We start from the raw sequence: 15,958 nt of genomic DNA on the forward strand, positions 1-15,958 counted from the left end.
CGCTCCCTGGCCGAGTAGTTCGCGTGGCCCCTGCCAGGATTCCAGTGCCCGTCGACGCGGACCTCTACGTCCTCGGGAACAGCTCTCGGACCCGGTCCGCGACGATCCCCGGCTGCTCGGCCTGGATGAAGTGACCCGAGTCGACCGTTTCGAACCTGCCGTCGGGCAGCGTCTCGGCCCAACGCCGCTGGTGCTCGGCCAATGCGGCGTGGTGCCGTTCCCGGCCCTTCTCGGGGCGGGACGCCGAGAGCAGGACGGTACGGCACGTCGGCAGGCCGGGCGGCTCAGCACGGAAGCGGGGAATGGCCTCGGCCACGGCCTTGAACTCCTTCCTCGTCTGCGCGATGCCGGCCGGGACGAAGTCCTCGGCGAGCATGGTCGCGTAGGTGTCCGGAGGGAAGACGCGGCGGACGTTCCCGCTGGCCATGCGGGCCAGCGGGCGGAGCCTGACCAGAGCCTGCGTCACGCCCAGTGCCCGGTCGACGTTCGCGGCGGTCTGCTCGAAGGTATCGTAGACGGGCGAGCTCTCGGGTGTCGGATCGAGCAGCAGCAGCCCCGCAGCCGCGGCCCCAGCCTCTCCACGGCGCGGCGCGCGACCAGGCCACCCATGCTGTGTGCGACGAGTCTCCACCCGGTGCGCCTGCGCGTGGTCCACGCGCTCTCCGGCGGCCGAGTGCTCACCACCGCCCAGCTGTGCGAGCGCATGCCAGAGGTGCCGAAGGTGACCATGTACCGGCACGTCGCCCTGCTCGCCGAGGCGGGCTTCCTGGAGGTGGCCGACGAGCAGCGGGTGCGCGGCGCCGTCGAACGGCACTACCGGCTCCGCCAGAACCGCCCCGCCGTCGACACCGACGCTGCCGCCGCGATGACGCCGGAGGACCACCGCCGGGGCTTCGCCGCCGCTATGGCCGTGCTGATCGCGGAGTTCAACGCCTACCTCGACCGCGACGGCGCCGACCCGGTTGCCGACGGGGTCTCCTACCGCCAGGGCACCCTCTGGCTCAGCCCGGACGAACTCGCCCAGATGACAAGTGAGTTGCTTGCGATACTGGACCCCTGGCTCGCCAACCGGCCCGCACCGGGCCGCGCACCCTACCTGCTCAGTCCCGTCCGCTTCCCCGTCGGTCCGACATCCCCGGGCGAGGAGCAGACCTGAGAAGCGAGCTCGGTTCCGCGTCCGGCCAAGGTGAGTCCCCGCGGGCTGACGCCGGGCAGCGGCCCGGGCGGGTTGCAGCCGGCCAAACCGGTTCTCCGGACAACGACCAGCCGTCTGCCGCAGCGGACGACAGGCTGAACTGCGCCGCGGGGGCTCGACGGCCGGTGGTGAGTTCCGGTACTTCCCAGGGCAGTTCGGTCCCGTGGGTCACTACTCGAAGGAGTCTCGTACGACCCGCTCGGCCGCCTCTTCCGCGGCCGCGTCGGGCGACAGCTCGTCGAGCGTGTCCAGATCGGTGTCCTCGCTGAGCTCGGTCTCCCACGCGGCGGCCAGCTGCTCCTGCCGCTCGCGTGGCTGCGCCCGCACCTTGTCGCGGCTGGCCGGGCTGAGAGCGTTGAGGAAGCGGTGGAGTTCGTCGTCGGCGGGCATGAGGGCCTTCCAGAGTGCGGGGGTTCGGTTCACGGGGCCCGTGATCACCGGCGGGTGTTCCGCGGAATGGGGGCGGAGCAGGTGCGGGAGTCACCCGAGCGGGGGGCATGCCTGCTCCGCGGACCCCCTCCACATGCCGCGCCAGGTCGCAACTGCCGCCCGATCGCAGCATCTCGGAGAGGACCCGTTCCTAGCCGGTCACCATGGCGAACACCGGGTAGACCTTCGGCTGCACGTTCGGAACGCCGAGCTCACGCAGGATCGGGATGATGATCTCACCGAACCGCTGGAAGGCCTCCTCCGACTCCCAGACGTCGACGACGAACCAGCCGGTGGGAGTAGGACCGGCGGTGTGCGAAATGAGGCCGGGTACGGGCCAGTCGGCGGGGCTCTTGACCGGGCCGCGCCCGCCGGTCACAGCGTCCGCACTCTGCTCGTACTGGGGCCTGGGTCATACCCGAGATCTCGAAGACTGCGGCGATCGCCATGGTGAACTCCGTTTCAGGTGGATGCGGTCCCGTCCAGTCGATCACCGTGGTGGGCAACGTACGAGCCAGCCTGGGCCAAACGGGCGCCGTGGCTCTGCCGCCTCCGACCCCCGGGCAGCACACGTCCCCGGTCGCAACACCCGCTCAGGGATCACACAGGTCACGGACGAACGCCCGCAGCGCCGCGCCGATCGCCTTCGGCGCTCCTGCACGAAGTGATTGCCGGGCGCCGTGACCTCCCGCTGCTTCGGCCAGCTGCGTGCGAACTCCAGGGCGGGGCCGGTCAGCAGCGCCGCCGGCTCGGCCGACACCAGTAGCTTGGGCACGTCGCTGCTGGCCAGCCAGCGGCCGTACGACTCCACCAGCGCGACCACGTCCGCCGGCTGCCCGTCGATCGGCAGTTTCCCGCGGCCACACCAGCGTCGGCACCCGGGACCGTGGCGTCGGGAACGGCGCGCGGTACACGGCCATCTCCTCCTCGCCCAGCTCGCGCAGCACGCCACCCGGCAGGACGGTCTCGACGAAGAAGTTCCCGGACGGCCCGTTCCGGTACGGGCCGCCCTCGCGCCGAGGACCGGACGGCGCCGCTCTACGGCTTGCGGGCCAGCCCCGCGTAGGACGCCACGTCGTGGTCCGCCAGCGCCGGCTCGTCGTCCAGCTCCGGGTACCAGCGGTTGACCAGCGCGACGCCGGGCTCGTCCAGCTCCAGCCCGTCGAAGAAGCGCTCGACCGCGGCGCGGGGGCGCAGGTGGTTCTCGATCCCGGCCTCGGAGTACCGCCGGGAGCCGACGGACACCAGCTCGGGTATCGAGTCGGCGGTGCCGGCGGCCAGGGCGAGGTAGCTGCCGGACGGGAGGGCGTCGAGGATCTTGCGGACGGGCGGGTGCGCGGCCTCGTCGGAGAGGAAGTGCACGAGGTTGACCAGCATGACGGCGATCGGCCGGGTGAAGTCCAGGGTGCCGGTGACCGCCGGGTCGGCGAGGAAGCGCTCGGGCTCGCGGAAGTCGCCCTCGACGTACGCGGTGCGGCCCTCGGGAGCGCTGGTGAGCAGGGCGCGCGAGTGGGCGAGGACGATCGGGTCGTTGTCGACGTAGACGACCCGGCAGGTCGGGTCGACGGACTGGGCGACCTCGTGCAGGTTGGGCGTGGTGGGGATGCCGGTGCCGATGTCGAGGAACTGGCGGATGCCGTGGGTCTCGGCGAGGCGGCGGGTCATCCGGTGCATGACGGCGCGGGACGCGCGGGTGGCGGTGCGCGAGCCGGGCCACTCGGCGAGGATCCGGTCGCCGACCTCGCGGTCCACCGGGAAGTTGGTCTTGCCGCCCAGCATGTAGTCGTAGACGCGGGCGGGGTGCGCACGGTCCGTCCGCAGGTCGACCGACGGCATCGGCTCCGACCCGGTCCGGCTCAGCCATTCGCCGGCTTCGTCGCGCTCCACCATGTTTCCTCCCCGTGTGGCGGTTTCGGCCCGTTCGGCCTCGAAAGATGACCGACCATCAGCCGTTTCCGGACTGTACACGACCACCGGCTGTCCGGGGGCGGGAGTTCCGGATCGCACCCGTGAAGGCGGGGACGCGCAACGCGGTGAAGGTGGCGAGCAGCGGGCCGAACGCGCAGAGCGTGACGTAGTACGGGATCACGCCGAGGTGGTGGTCGCCGTGCAGCCATTCGGCGAGCAGCGGGAAGGTGCCGCCGAAGGCCGCGATGGTGGCCGCGCTGACCACGCCGAGGCCGACCGCCCGTACGGCGGTGGGGAACAGCAGGCCGGTGAAGACGTTGATGGTGCCGAGGACGGTAGCGACGAGCATCCCGAGGACGACGGCGACGAGTTGGAACGGCAGCCAGCCGTGCCGCAGCGCGGCGAGCAGCGGCAGGACCAGCACGGTGGTCAGCGCGAAGGCCGTCCGCATGACCGGCAGCAGCCCGACGCGGTCGGCGAGGACGCCGCTGAGCAGCATGGTGGCGAGCACCACCGCGAGCACCAGTGTCATGAAGGAGGCCGCTTCCTCCTTGCCGATCACGCCGTACGCGGCGGCGTACTGCGGCAGGTAGACCAGGGCGAAGTAGTAGCCGGTGGTGCCGCCAAGGGTGTGCAGGAAGACGGTGAGCACGGCCCAGCGGTGCCTGCGCAGCATGCCGAGGAACGGCGGGCGCCCGCCGCGGGCGTCCTCCCGGGTGCGGCGGAAGTCCTCGCTCTCCGGGGCGGTCCGCCGCACCCACACCGCCGTCAGGCCCAGCGCGGCGGCGACGACGAAGCCCCAGCGCCAACCACCGTTCGAGAGACCGGACTTGCCGAGGGTGTGGATCAGCAGGGTGAGCACGCCGTACGAGAGCAGCGAGCCCAGGATGGTGCCGCCATAGGAGACCGAGCTGAAGGCGAACCGGTGCCGGGGCGGGGCGGTCTCGGTCACGTACGCGGCCACCGTCGGGGTCTCGCCGCCGAAGGCGAGCCCCTGGACGATGCGCGCGGCGACGGCGAGGACGGCCGCCCAGGCGCCGATGGTGTGCTGTCCCGGCAGCAGCGCGATCCCGAGGCTCGCGGCGGCGATGACCGACATGCTGAGCGTCAGCCCGAAGCGCCGCCCCCGGCTGTCGCTGAGCCGCCCGACCAGGAACGACCCGACCGGCCGCGCCACGAACCCGACCGCGAACCCGACGTACGCCGCCAGCAGCCCGCTGACGCCGCCCTTGCCGTGCCCGAACAGGTCCGCCGCGAAGTACGGCGCGAGGACGGCGTAGACGTTCCAGTCGAAGGACTCGACCACCGATCCCACGGTGGCGGCCGCCAGTTCACGCCGTCGCCGGTCGGCCGCCGGCACGGCGTCGCGCAGCGTCACGGCTGCGGTCTGATCTGCTGTCATGTCCTCAGAATGACACCGGCGAGCAGGCGTTGGAATGCTCTTCGCCGCAACGGCCGTCCGGGATTCCTCGACTTCGTCCGCGTTCCACCCGGGCCTCGGGCCGCCGACGGGCCTCTCGGGACCCTCCTCATGCGATCGATGTCGCAGTCGGATGATATGTGTGTGCCCGTGAAGATCCTTCGGACCTCCCGACGCGCACTGCCCGTGGCCGTCACCGCGGCCACCGCGGCCCTCCTCGCCGGCTGCACCGGCTCCGGCTCCGGCGCAGGCAGCACCGCCTCCGGCACGCCGACGCCCACGCCATCCGCCACCACCACGAGCGCGGCCCCGACGCCGGCCGCCGCACCCACCCCGACGCCCAGGCCCACCGGCGCCAACGACCCGGCGCTCAAGCCGTTCTACGGCCAGCAGCTCGCCTGGGCGGCATGCCCGGCCGACCCCGAGACCGGGAAGACGGACGACTCGCCCGTGCAGTGCGCCACCCTGAAGGTGCCGCTCGACTACGCCAGTCCCGCCACCGGCACGCTCGACGTCGCCGTGGTCCGCAATCCCGCCCGCAAGCAGGACCAGCGGGTCGGCTCCCTGCTGCTCAACCCCGGCGGCCCGGGCGGCTCCGGCGTTGCCATGGTCAAGGGCTGGGCCAAGGGCTACGAGGGTGCACTGCACGACCGCTTCGACATGGTCGGTTTCGACCCGCGCGGCGTCGGCGGCACCAACCCGGTCAACTGCCTGGACGACAAGGCCCGGGACACCTGGGTCACCACCGACCAGCCCGGCGCGGACCACGGCAAGGCGCTCGCCGACGCCTGCCAGGCCAGGTTCGCCAAGGTGCTCCCGTTCGTCAGCACCCGCAACACCGCCCGCGACATGGACGTGCTGCGCGCCGTCCTCGGTGACCAGAAGCTGAACTACCTGGGCATGTCCTACGGCACCTACCTCGGCTCGCTGTACGCCGAGGAGTTCCCGGACCGGGTCGGCCACCTCGTCCTGGACGGCGCCACGTCCCCGTCGACGTCGCTGGTGCAGCACAACATCGAGCAGCAGGCGGGCTTCGAACGCGCCCTCAAGGCCTTCGCCGCCGACTGCACCACCAAGGACGTGTGCCCGCTCGGCAAGGACCCGGAGCAGGCCCCGCAGAAGCTCGCCGACTTCCTCGACGGCCTCAAGGACAAGCCGCTCACCACGTCCGACGGCCGGACCCTCACCGCCAACGCGGCCTGGACGGGCGTGCTCAGCAGGCTCTACGGCGGCGAGCGGGCCTGGAAGGACCTGCGCGGCGTGCTCGGCGCCGCCATGCAGCGCGGCAACGGCGACTACCTCTATCAGCTCGCCGACGGCTACAACGGGCGGGACAAGGACGGCCACTACGGCGTCTCCGCGGATGCCTACACCGCCATCCACTGCGCGGACGGCGCCACCGGCGCCCCGTCTGGCGAGCAGCTCCAGGCCGCTCTCACCGACCTCGCCGCCAAGGCCCCGCTGGTCAGCAAGCACGACCCGACCCTCGCCCTGTTCGACCCGGACTGCCGGATCTGGCCGTTCCGCTCCACCGAGCAGCCGCACGCGGTCAAGTCGCTCGCGACCGCCCCGATCGTCGTCGTCGGCACCACCGGCGACCCGGCCACGCCGTACGCGTGGGCGCAGCGGCTGACCACCGAGCTCGGCAACGCCGTGCTCCTGACCCGCGAGGGCGAGGGGCACACCGCGTACGGCGCGAGCAGCTGCATCCGCAGTTCGGTCGACGCCTTCCTGGTGGACGGCACCGTCCCGGCCGCCGGGACGCGCTGCCCGACCGACTGACGCCGCGCGCCGGTGCCGGTGCCGACCGGCACCTGACGGCCCGTACCGCCCTCACCGCGGTCGCGGGCGGTACGGGCCGTCAGCTTGTCTCGGGCGAGGCGAGCTCGTCGACGAGGGCCGAGCCCGGCTGCGGGATCTCGCCGTAGTCATCGTCGTCGGCCGTGACGGTCAGCCGGTTGACGACGGCCTCCAGCGCGGCCGGCAGGCGAGGGTGGAGCCCCTCGTGGCAGCGCGCGAGGATGTCGTGCCGCACGTCCTCCGGCAGCAGGGGCGCCTTGGCGCGGTAACTCCGCACGTTGCTACGAGGGTTGGCGGCGAGCCGCTCGGCCTGGTCGCGCCAGTAGGCGGCGTCCCGGGTCTCCCCCAGCCGAAGGTGGTGCAGGTGGAGCAGGTACGCGGCGGTGGGGCTGCCGGAGCCGGCCGCGAACTGCCACCAGAACTGGGCGGGGTCGTCCCGTCCGGTCACCGCGAGCAGGCACGCGAAGACCAGCGCGCCCTCGGGGTGGATCCGGTTGCTGTTCACCAGCAGGTCCAGCGACCGCCCGGCCTGCGGCGCGCCGAGGACCAGGGCGGTGGCCAGGTCGAGCTCGTGGGCGGCCTGCTCGTGCTCGGACGGGAACGGCGCGGGCGCGGCGGTCACCCGGTCGAGCCGGGAGGGCTGTGCGGCGGGCACGCAGGGGAACACCCGCACCTGCCGGACCTGTTCGCCCCCACCGCCGCTGCCGGGCGGCGGGGTGTCGGCATCCCCGTTCAGCCACCCGAGCAGACCGTACTGCTCGCTCATCGGTCGTCCCTCCGTTCCGTGTCCGGTTCCGTTTCCACGTCCGGTTCCGTTCCGCCCCTGAGCCCCGGCGTCGCGAAGTCCAGCCGCCCGGTGGCCCGGGCGATCCGGCGGCGGGCCTGGCAGCGGTGCGAGCGCAGCGTCGCCGGCGTGATGCCGAGGTAGCCGGCGGCCTGGTCGTCGTCCAGGCCGAGGCAGTAGGCGAGCACGACGGTGTCGCGCTGGCGCTCGGGCAGGTCGAGGATCGCGCCGAGCAGCGCGAGCTGTTCGGACAGCGTCTGCGGGCGCAGCCCCGCCCGGTGGCAGAACCGGCCGATCGCGGCGTCCATGGCGGCGGTCTGCAGCACGGCGGCCTCGCTCTGCGCGGCCAGCCAGGCGGCGAGGTGCTCCTTGAGCAGCCGCCAGGCGTACGCGGCCGGGGCCTCCTGGCGCAGCGCGAGCGGCCAGTTGTGGAGCAGGTGGTCCTTGGTCCGGCGGACCACCAGGGCGGCGGCGTCCCCGTGGGCGCCGACCTGGGTGCGGGCGAAGGCGGTCCAGGCCCGCTCGTGGGTGCTGCAGAAGGCGTCGAAGGTGATTCTCAGACGGGCGCCGTCCGGCGCGGTGCCGCCGCCGTCGTTCATGGTCCGCCCTCCCCCGCGCCCGCTCGTCTGGGCGGGCGCGTCCCGGTCGATGGTCATGCGGTGTCCTCCCCGTGTGGTCGAGGGGAACGTGCGAGCCCCCGTGACACATGCAAGCGCATTCGCGGGCCGGTTGTGCAAACCCGCCACGCACTCCCGGGCCGTCGACAAAAATAGGACCGGGCCACGAACTGACTTACCGTTACCCAATGATGGGCCACGGGAACGATCACGAAGGGGGAACGATGACGACGGGCGGCGACGGGGCCGAGATCGATCTCCAGCTGCACCGGGCGCACTCCGCCCGGATGTACGACTACTTCCTGGGCGGCACCACCAACTTCGCCCCCGACCGGGAGGCGGCCGGACAGGCCATGGCCGTCTTCCCCTGGGCCGGCACCGCAGCCCGGGCCAACCGCGCCTTCATGCACCGCTCCACGCGGGTGCTGGCCGGCACCGGTATAGCCCAGTTCCTCGACATCGGCACCGGCATACCCACCAGTCCCAACCTGCACGAGGTCGCCCAGGGGGTGAACCCGCGGGCCCGGGTGGTCTACACCGACAACGACCCCATCGTGTACGCCCACGCGCAGGCCCTGCTGCACTCCACCGAGCAGGGCCGCACCGCCTACGTCCAGGCCGACGTCCGCGATCCCGAGGCCATCCTCAACTCCCCCATGCTGCACGACACCCTCGACCTGACCCGGCCCGTCGCCCTCAGCCTGGTCGCCCTCCTGCACTTCGTGCCGGGCTCGGACGATGCCCACGCCGTCGTCGACCGGCTCAAGCGCGCACTCCCCTCCGGCAGCGCCCTCGTGCTCAGCCACGGCACCCGGGACTTCGCCCCCGCCGAGACCGCGCGCGTCGCCCAGGTGTACACCGCCGCCGGCACCGCCGTGCAGCAGCGCACCCGGGAGGAGATCGGCCGCTTCTTCGACGGCTGGCGCCTCCTCGACCCCGGCCTCGTCGCCACCCACCGCTGGCGCCCCGACGGCGACACCGATCCGACCGTCACCGACGCCCAGATCTCGGCCTACGCGGCGGTCGCGGTCAAGCCCTGACATCCATGCGGAGTACCGCCCTTCGTGGGTGAGGTGACGTCCTCGGCGGTGAGCGAGTCCCCGTGTCCGCTTCCGCCGAGGCGTCGCGGCAACGACAAAACCGGTGGTCGAAGGCCGCGACCGGCGGCATGATCGGGGCCGTGATGGACGTACCACTGCACCAGATCCGCGCGCGCCACACGCCGGAGACGATCACCGTCTACCAGGCCTACGCGCCGCACATCGGCCTGCCCGCCGCCCGCGACGGCCGCTTCCCGGAGGCCTGGAAGCGCGACCGCATGACGTGGATCAAGCCGTCGTTCCTGTGGATGATGTACCGCTGCGGCTGGGCTGCCAAGGAGGGCCAGGAGACCGTCCTCGCCGTCGAGATCTCCCGTGAGGGCTTCGAGTGGGCCCTGCGACACGCCTGCCTCTCCCACTACGTGCGCGGCCTGCACGACGACCGCGCCTCCTGGCAGCGCACGCTGAAGCGCGCGCCCGCCCGCGTCCAGTGGGACCCGGAGCGCAGCCTCCACCTCCAGCCGCTGCCCCACCGCTCCCTACAGCTCGGGCTCGCCGGGGAGTCCGCACACCGGTACGCCGACGAGTGGATACGGTCGATCACCGACGTGACGCCGCTCGCCCACGAGGTCCACGCCCTCGTCCGCGCCGGCGACCTGGTAGCGGCCCGGGACCTCCTCCCGGACGAGACCCCGTATCCCATCGCCGACGAGCTGCTGGCCCACCTGCGTGCCTGAGCACATGAGTAGAAGTACTCATGACACCGGACTCGCCGACGGGTGAGGATCCGGGCATGACGATGATCAAGATGGCAAGGGTTCGGGCCGGGATACCGGCCGTGGCGGCGCTGGGCCTGTTAGTGGCGGGGTGCGGGACGCAGCGGGCAGGGGACGTCGCCGGGGCGGGCACGCCCTCGCGGCCCGCGGTGGTGACGCCGACCACGCCCCTGGACTTCCCGTGTCCCGGGGAGAGCCCCAGCGCGACGGCCACGACGGAGTCGAGCGCGGTGCCGGCGGAGGCCGGCGACCACTACCGGGAGAACAACGGCTTCAAGGTGCCGATTCCGCTGCACGGGCAGCCGCGTTGCGACGGACTCGATGCCGTCAAGCGGATCGAGGGGGCACTCGATCCGCTGCGCAAGCGGGGCGACTACAAGGCGGAAAGCGCCCGGAGCGCGCTCACCGGTCTCGGCTACGAGGCCGGGAAGGTGAAGGTGTACCAGGACACCGCCGGCGTCAGCTTCCTCGTCGAGGCTCCCCGGATGTGTCTGGAGGGCACGATGAACCAGGCCTCCACCCGGGCGGACGCCTTCGGCGGATATCCGGACCACAGCGGCTGCGACGTACCCTCCGGCGGGCACTAGCCCCACCGGCCCCGGTGGCGGTGGCCGTCCCGAACTCGCCGGGCCGCCACCGCCGTTGTGCCGTCGATCGGATCAGACCCGGTCGGCGGCGATCAGCACGTACTGGAACGAGCCGTCCTTGTACGAGTTGATGAACGCCTCCTCGATGCCGGTGACGAGCGACGAGGTGGCGCGCAGCTCCCAGTACGGCAGGGTGTCGGGGGTCAGGTCGATGACGGCCTGCGGTACGAGGCGGTTGTCGGCCATGGCGCGCAGGTACTCCCGGCGGGAGTGGATGTTGCACTCGAAGTGCGCGTTGATCTGCGAGACCCACTTCGACGGCTGGCCGTAGGCCGGGTTCCAGCAGCCGGTGATGGTGACGTACCGGCCGCCGACCGCGAGGACGCGGGAGTGCTCGGCGAAGAGGTCGTGCAGGTCGACGTACATGCTGGACTCGTTGTTCCACGAGCCCGCCACCGAGCCGGTCTCGAAGGGCATGTCGAGCATGTTGCACACCCGGGAGCGGACGAAGTCGCCGACGCCGAGCTCGCGGGCCCGCTGGTTGCCGAAGTCGGCCTGCTTGGTGGAGAGCGTGAGGCCCTCGACCCGGCAGCCGAAGCGCTGGTGGGCCATCACCATGGACCCGCCGCGCCCGCAGCCGGCGTCGACGAGCATGGCGTCGGGGGTGATCGGGCCGAGGTGGTCGAGGAGCACGTCGGCCTGGGCGGACTCCAGGCGGTGCAGCTCGGTGATCACCTTCTTCTCGCGCTCGCTGTCGGCCGGGTCGCCGATCGCGGCCCGGTCGACCGGGCCGATGCCGTAGTGGTGGTGGTAGAGGCCGTCGACGTCGCCGAGGCGGAGGTTCACGGGCCGGGCCTCGTGGTCCCAGTAGCGTGCGATGTCGCCCTGGTAGGGCGTTGCCGGACCGGGGATGGCGGCGTGGCCGGCCGCGGTGGTGAGGTCGTCGGTCAAGGACATGGGTCGAGCTCCTCGGGTACGGATGGTTACCAGAAATCGGGCAGGGTGTAGCGGTAGGTGTTGGTCCGGTGCCAGTAGTGGTTGCCGTCCAGCCACGCGGAGACTCCGTGGAGGAAGCGCACCAGGGTGGGGACGGGGCAGGCGGCGACGAGGGCGGCGGCCTCGGACTCGAAGGCGTGCATGAGGTCGTTGTGGACCTCGACGGCCTTCAGGTAGCCGTCGCGCTCGGAGAGGTCCTCGCGCTCGGAGATCACCACGGGCAGGTTGAGGTGCCGGCCGGGGCTGGCGAGTTCCTTGGTGTAGGAGTACAGGTCGTTGACGATCGTGGTGGCGTTGCCGGCGAGGGCGATGACGCGCTGCATCGCGGGCAGGGCGTGCAGTTCGACGGGCAGCTCGTACGCGCCGACGGTGTCCGTGATCGTGGGACAGGGGCGGAAGTTGTTGAACTGGCGCATCGCCAGGTACTCCCACACCGCGGGGACGTGCTCCGTCTCGGCCCACGACGCCTCGGCGAGGTAGCCGAGGTGCAGCCGCGCCATGTCGTGCCGGAAGCGGTCCGACTGGGAGGGCGTGGCGGCGCGGGTGAAGTACTCCATGGCGGAGCGGTACGCGCGCCGGGGGGCGTCCCCGTGCAGCGACGTCTCCCAGTGCGGGCCGTACTCCGCCGTGGTGTGCAGCGGGTCGATCGCCGTGTGCGCGAGCAGCAGACGCCCGCCGAGGCCGATCGGCGAGCCGCCGTGGTCCTCGCAGTAGTAGTCGTCGACCGCGTTCTCGGCGACCATCAGGCGGGCGGCGAGCATCAGATGGTCGACGCTCGGTGCGTCGGGGTGGCAGGCCACCATGTAGCGGCCGGTCGAGAAGCCGTCGAACTGGTCCTCCCACTCCGGCGGGTAGAGCTCGACCTCGTCCATCGCCCAGGACTTGATCTTCAGGCCGAGCTCCTCCACCCGGACGGGGTCGGGCTCGGCGATCGGGTGGTGGTACAGGCCGGGGACGGGATCACCGGGCTTCGGCTTGCCCGCGGCCGGTGCCGGTGCTGTCCGACCGGCCGCTTCCACGCGCGGCGCCAGGTGTAGGCCGGCCGTCCCGATTCCGCTGGGACCGCGCAGAATCCGGTCGATGGCCGGGGAGTTGACGGCCGTCGCGTTCACGGCCATCGGGTTCGCGGCCGCGGGGTTCACGCCCGTGGCGTTCATGGCCGCACCGCCGCGACGTCGACGGATCGGCGCCGCGCCACGTGCCGCGTCCGCGTCCTGGTGCCCAGGGGCATGGAGGGACCTCCCGCTGAGAAGGGTTGCCGAAAAAGGACATGACGGATCGTCATCCCGCCCGGCGAGAGGGGGATCTCCGTAGGCCGCCCGTCTCGCTCGACCCCAACCGTAGGGCGGAGGGCACGTACTCCATCGCGACGGACGATCTTCTACACCCGATAAGGTGAACGTCTGGGTCTACCGGGTTTGGAAACGACGGTCCTCGGGCTATCAGGGGCCGTCTGTCCCTCGGAACCCTCCCCGGGCGAGCGACGCCGCCGCCGTGGCCGCGTCGGTGACCGGGAAGCGGGGATCCAGGTCGGCGAGCAGCTCCAGCAGGTGGTCGCGGACCGGGCCGGGCCGTGTGGCGACCGACCCCGACAGGACCAGCAGCTCGTGCGCCACGGCCGTCGCCCGGACCAGGGCGGTCAGGTGCCCGGCCGCCGTACGGGCGATGGCCAGGGCGGCGGCGTCCCCGTCCCGCGCGGCCCCGCCGACGAGCGGGGAGAGCTCGGCCAGCCGGCGCGGCGGTCCGGCGTACGCCCAACCCACCAGCTCCGCAGCGGACTTGGCGCCACAGTGGTCGAGCACCGCGCGCCCCAGCCGCCCGCCCGGTTCGGCGTGAGCGTGCCGCAGGGCCTCCCGGCCGAGCCAGAACCCGCTCCCCTCGTCGCCCAGCAGCCACCCCAGGCCGCCGGTGCTCGCCACCGTCCGGCCCTCGACGCACCGGACGCAGACCGCACCCGTCCCCGCGATCAGCACCGTGCCGGTCGTGCCCGTTGCGCCAGTCCCGCCCGGAGCGCCCGGAGCGCCCGAGGCGAGCGCCGGCACCGCGTCGGGCACCAGCCGGACGGGGCAGTCGAGACCGAACGCCGCGCGGCACTGCCCGGCGTAGGCCTCGGGGTCGGCCAGCGACCGGTATCCGGCGAGGCCGACCAGGCACCCGGCCACCCGGCCGCGGTCGAGACCGTGCAGGGCGAGGCCGGCCGCCCGCGTGAGGTTCCCGATCGCCACCGCCGGATCCGCCCCGGCGGGGTTGCCGCCCCCGGCCTCGCCACGGCCCACCACCCGGCCGTCGCCCAAGAGGACCACCGCCCTGGTCCGGCTGCCGCCCGCGTCCAGCCCGAGGAAGAACCGCACCCCGCCACCTCCACGCCGCGTCCGTACACCTCCACCGCGACCACCACCGTCCCACACCGCCCCGCCCGGCGATTTGCCGCGTTCAACACGCGATGCGGTAATTGAAGCTCCGGGTACGTGACCCGTTCCACCGGCCCCGCGGGAGCAGGAAATGACCGACGGCCCCGAGCCCATCAGCGCCGACGCCCTCCACGCGCTCCGCCAGGAGCTGACCGAGCTGCGCGCCGACCGGGACAGGGTGGCCGCGACCCTGCGGAGCGCGGAACCGTCGGGCGACCGGGCGGACGAGGCGGACCAGCTGCAGCGGGCCTCGGACGTCACGCGGCTGGACCGGCGGATCGCCGAGGTCGAGCGGCGGATCAGCGAGGCGGCCATCGCGGGCCCGCCCTCCACGGACGTGATCGGGGTGGGCAGCACCGTCACCGTCCGGTTCGCCGACGGCACGGAGGCGACCTTCCACGTCGGCGAGCTGGCCGAGGAGCTGGACGAGTCCCTGGTGACCTCCCACAGCCCGCTCGGCCGCGCCCTGCTCGGCCGCCGCGCCGGCGACACGGTGACCTACGAGACGCCCGACGGCACCACGACCGCGGAGGTCCTCGCCCTCGGCCGGAACGCCTGACGGCCGTCCGCACCCAGCTCCCGCAGCAGCAGCGCTAACCGGCGGACCGCTCCCACTCCGGGTGCTCGCGCTCGGCCCAGCGGCGGTCCACCAGCCCGGTGCGCATCCCGCGCCGGGCCTCCCGGTCCCGCAGCGCCATCCGGATGTGCCCGGCGACGACCACGGCGATGGCGGCGGCCAGCCAGTCGTGGACGAAGGTCGCGCCGGTGCGCCAGGCGGGCGGCGCCAGGTGGGTGAGCCACATCAGCAGCCCGGTACCGAGGATGACGAGCATGGACCCGAGCGTCCACTGTGCGTACAGCTTCTGCCCGGCGTTGAACTTGCCCGCCCGTCGCTCGGCGGCACGGGTGCGGGCGGCCCGCAGCCACGCCCAGTCGGCGTCGGTGAACCGGCTGAGCCGGGAGACGTCCGCCCGCAGGGCCCGGGAGGCGAGCCCGAGCAGCAGCGGCACCGGCAGCGCCAGGCCGCACCAGACGTGCACGGTCACGACGAGCCGCCGCCGGCCCACCAGCTCGGCCAGCGGCGGCACGTAGAGGCAGGCCGCGGTGGCCAGGCAGATCAGCATCAGCGCGGCGGTGGTGCGGTGGACCCACCGCTCGGCGCGGGTGAAGCGGAGCAGCAGCTCAGACGGTCGGCGCATCGTCACGTCCGTTCGACCGGCCGACCCAGGCGTCGACGTCGTAGCCGTTGCGTTCCCAGTAGCCCGGCTGCACCGCCTCGGTGACGGTGATCCCGGACAGCCACTTCGCCGACTTGTAGAAGTACATCGGTGCGACGTAGAGCCGCACCGGGCCGCCGTGGGAGTGCGAGATCTCGGCGTCCTGCATCCGCAGCGCGACCAGTACGTCGTCTCGCCGGGCCTGCTCCAGGGTGAGGCTCTCGGTGTACGCGCCGTCGAAGCAGCTGAAGCGCACGGCCCGGGCCTCCGGCCGGACACCCGCGGCGTCGAGCAGGTGGGCGAGCGGTACGCCCTCGAACGGCGTGTCGGGGACGCGCCAGCCCGTCACGCACTGCACGTCGCGGACGGTCCGGCGCTGTGGCATCGCCTGGAGGTCGGGCAGCCGGTAGGTGGCCGGGCGGTCGACCAGGCCGTCGACGGTGAGGGTGTAGGTCTCGGCGGTGCGGTCCGGGACGGAGGCGACGATCGAGTAGTAGCGGAAGCCGCCGCCCCCGGGCAGCAGCCCGGTCAGCCCGGTCGGGTCCTTCCCGGCCACGGTGTCCTGCGCCCGCTGGAGGTACGGCCCGGCCGCGACGCCGGCCGCGCCGAGCCCGAGCAGCCCGAGCACGACCCTGCGGCCCACCGGCGTGCCCTTGGGGTGTTGCACTGTTCTGTCCACGGCCCCGATTCGACCAGCCGCACCCCCGCCCTGACCAGGGCCGGGGGCGGGTCGTCAGCGTTTCGTCATCTTCCCGGACCGGGTTCGCTTCCCGGACCG

Annotated in this window: 18 protein-coding genes; 6 read left to right on the forward strand and 12 right to left on the reverse strand. The window is 72.8% G+C overall.

What is annotated here, in order from left to right; translation table 11 throughout:
• Nucleotides 1-64: 64 nt before the first annotated feature.
• Nucleotides 65-466 carry an alpha/beta fold hydrolase gene (locus F7Q99_RS33285; protein ID WP_153468693.1) on the reverse strand — a complete coding sequence of 134 codons (402 nt, stop codon included), beginning with the start codon at nucleotides 464-466 and terminating at the stop codon, nucleotides 65-67.
• Between the two features lie 168 nt (nucleotides 467-634).
• Here F7Q99_RS33285 and F7Q99_RS33290 point away from each other — a divergent pair, with 168 nt between their 5' ends.
• Nucleotides 635-1,156: a helix-turn-helix domain-containing protein gene (locus F7Q99_RS33290; RefSeq protein WP_326847434.1), complete on the forward strand. Its 522-nt coding sequence runs from the start codon at nucleotides 635-637 to the stop codon at nucleotides 1,154-1,156.
• Nucleotides 1,157-1,366: 210 nt separating this feature from the next.
• Here the strand turns inward: F7Q99_RS33290 and F7Q99_RS33295 are convergent, their stop codons facing one another.
• From F7Q99_RS33295 to F7Q99_RS33310, 4 genes are all read right to left on the reverse strand, one after another.
• Nucleotides 1,367-1,585: a hypothetical protein gene (locus F7Q99_RS33295; RefSeq protein ID WP_153469515.1), complete on the reverse strand. Its 219-nt coding sequence runs from the start codon at nucleotides 1,583-1,585 to the stop codon at nucleotides 1,367-1,369.
• Between the two features lie 190 nt (nucleotides 1,586-1,775).
• Complete coding sequence (locus F7Q99_RS33300) at nucleotides 1,776-2,003, reverse strand: antibiotic biosynthesis monooxygenase (RefSeq protein ID WP_230211126.1); 228 nt, start codon at nucleotides 2,001-2,003, stop codon at nucleotides 1,776-1,778.
• 659 nt (nucleotides 2,004-2,662) lie between these two features.
• On the reverse strand, nucleotides 2,663-3,514 hold the full coding sequence (locus tag F7Q99_RS33305) for an SAM-dependent methyltransferase (protein ID WP_153468699.1): 852 nt from the start codon (nucleotides 3,512-3,514) through the stop codon (nucleotides 2,663-2,665).
• Nucleotides 3,515-3,569: 55 nt separating this feature from the next.
• Nucleotides 3,570-4,934, reverse strand: coding sequence for an MFS transporter (locus tag F7Q99_RS33310; RefSeq protein ID WP_153468702.1), 1,365 nt, complete (start codon nucleotides 4,932-4,934; stop codon nucleotides 3,570-3,572).
• A 168-nt stretch (nucleotides 4,935-5,102) separates the two neighbouring features.
• Between F7Q99_RS33310 and F7Q99_RS33315 the strand changes: the two genes are divergently transcribed.
• Entirely contained in the window at nucleotides 5,103-6,734 is a 1,632-nt protein-coding gene (locus F7Q99_RS33315; RefSeq protein ID WP_326847435.1) for an alpha/beta hydrolase, read from the forward strand.
• A 79-nt stretch (nucleotides 6,735-6,813) separates the two neighbouring features.
• Here the strand turns inward: F7Q99_RS33315 and F7Q99_RS33320 are convergent, their stop codons facing one another.
• Both F7Q99_RS33320 and F7Q99_RS33325 read right to left on the reverse strand, forming a co-directional pair.
• A complete protein-coding gene (locus tag F7Q99_RS33320) occupies nucleotides 6,814-7,518 on the reverse strand; it encodes a hypothetical protein (RefSeq protein WP_195911360.1) in 705 nt (234 codons plus the stop codon).
• A complete protein-coding gene (locus tag F7Q99_RS33325; protein ID WP_153468708.1) occupies nucleotides 7,515-8,192 on the reverse strand; it encodes an RNA polymerase sigma factor in 678 nt (225 codons plus the stop codon). The genes F7Q99_RS33320 and F7Q99_RS33325 overlap by 4 nt, the downstream gene beginning before the upstream one ends.
• A gap of 152 nt (nucleotides 8,193-8,344) precedes the next feature.
• Here F7Q99_RS33325 and F7Q99_RS33330 point away from each other — a divergent pair, with 152 nt between their 5' ends.
• From F7Q99_RS33330 to F7Q99_RS33340, 3 genes are all read left to right on the forward strand, one after another.
• The gene (locus F7Q99_RS33330) at nucleotides 8,345-9,193 is read left to right on the forward strand and encodes an SAM-dependent methyltransferase (protein ID WP_407697907.1); all 849 of its coding nucleotides are present in this window, start codon (nucleotides 8,345-8,347) and stop codon (nucleotides 9,191-9,193) included.
• Nucleotides 9,194-9,336: 143 nt separating this feature from the next.
• Nucleotides 9,337-9,930 (forward strand): DUF4291 domain-containing protein, encoded by a 594-nt coding sequence (locus F7Q99_RS33335; protein WP_153469518.1) that lies wholly within the window; start codon nucleotides 9,337-9,339, stop codon nucleotides 9,928-9,930.
• A 56-nt stretch (nucleotides 9,931-9,986) separates the two neighbouring features.
• Nucleotides 9,987-10,556 carry a hypothetical protein gene (locus tag F7Q99_RS33340; protein ID WP_230211128.1) on the forward strand — a complete coding sequence of 190 codons (570 nt, stop codon included), beginning with the start codon at nucleotides 9,987-9,989 and terminating at the stop codon, nucleotides 10,554-10,556.
• Nucleotides 10,557-10,628: 72 nt separating this feature from the next.
• On the opposite strand, the gene F7Q99_RS33345 is transcribed toward F7Q99_RS33340, so the two are convergent.
• From F7Q99_RS33345 to F7Q99_RS33355, 3 genes are all read right to left on the reverse strand, one after another.
• Nucleotides 10,629-11,513 (reverse strand): geranyl diphosphate 2-C-methyltransferase, encoded by an 885-nt coding sequence (locus F7Q99_RS33345; protein WP_153468718.1) that lies wholly within the window; start codon nucleotides 11,511-11,513, stop codon nucleotides 10,629-10,631.
• A 26-nt stretch (nucleotides 11,514-11,539) separates the two neighbouring features.
• Nucleotides 11,540-12,736, reverse strand: a complete 1,197-nt coding sequence (locus F7Q99_RS33350; protein WP_407697908.1) for a family 2 encapsulin nanocompartment cargo protein terpene cyclase — start codon at nucleotides 12,734-12,736, stop codon at nucleotides 11,540-11,542.
• A 258-nt stretch (nucleotides 12,737-12,994) separates the two neighbouring features.
• Nucleotides 12,995-13,903, reverse strand: coding sequence for an N-acetylglucosamine kinase (locus F7Q99_RS33355; RefSeq protein ID WP_195911361.1), 909 nt, complete (start codon nucleotides 13,901-13,903; stop codon nucleotides 12,995-12,997).
• A gap of 151 nt (nucleotides 13,904-14,054) precedes the next feature.
• Here F7Q99_RS33355 and F7Q99_RS33360 point away from each other — a divergent pair, with 151 nt between their 5' ends.
• On the forward strand, nucleotides 14,055-14,522 hold the full coding sequence (locus F7Q99_RS33360) for a GreA/GreB family elongation factor (RefSeq protein WP_153468724.1): 468 nt from the start codon (nucleotides 14,055-14,057) through the stop codon (nucleotides 14,520-14,522).
• A 34-nt stretch (nucleotides 14,523-14,556) separates the two neighbouring features.
• On the opposite strand, the gene F7Q99_RS33365 is transcribed toward F7Q99_RS33360, so the two are convergent.
• Together F7Q99_RS33365 and F7Q99_RS33370 are read right to left on the reverse strand one after the other, a co-directional pair.
• Nucleotides 14,557-15,162, reverse strand: a complete 606-nt coding sequence (locus F7Q99_RS33365; RefSeq protein ID WP_153468727.1) for a cytochrome b/b6 domain-containing protein — start codon at nucleotides 15,160-15,162, stop codon at nucleotides 14,557-14,559.
• Complete coding sequence (locus F7Q99_RS33370) at nucleotides 15,146-15,859, reverse strand: molybdopterin-dependent oxidoreductase (protein ID WP_326847436.1); 714 nt, start codon at nucleotides 15,857-15,859, stop codon at nucleotides 15,146-15,148. The genes F7Q99_RS33365 and F7Q99_RS33370 overlap by 17 nt, the downstream gene beginning before the upstream one ends.
• Between the last annotated feature and the right edge of the window lie 99 nt (nucleotides 15,860-15,958).

Source organism: Streptomyces kaniharaensis (genome assembly GCF_009569385.1).
GTDB classification, from domain to species: domain Bacteria; phylum Actinomycetota; class Actinomycetes; order Streptomycetales; family Streptomycetaceae; genus Kitasatospora; species Kitasatospora kaniharaensis.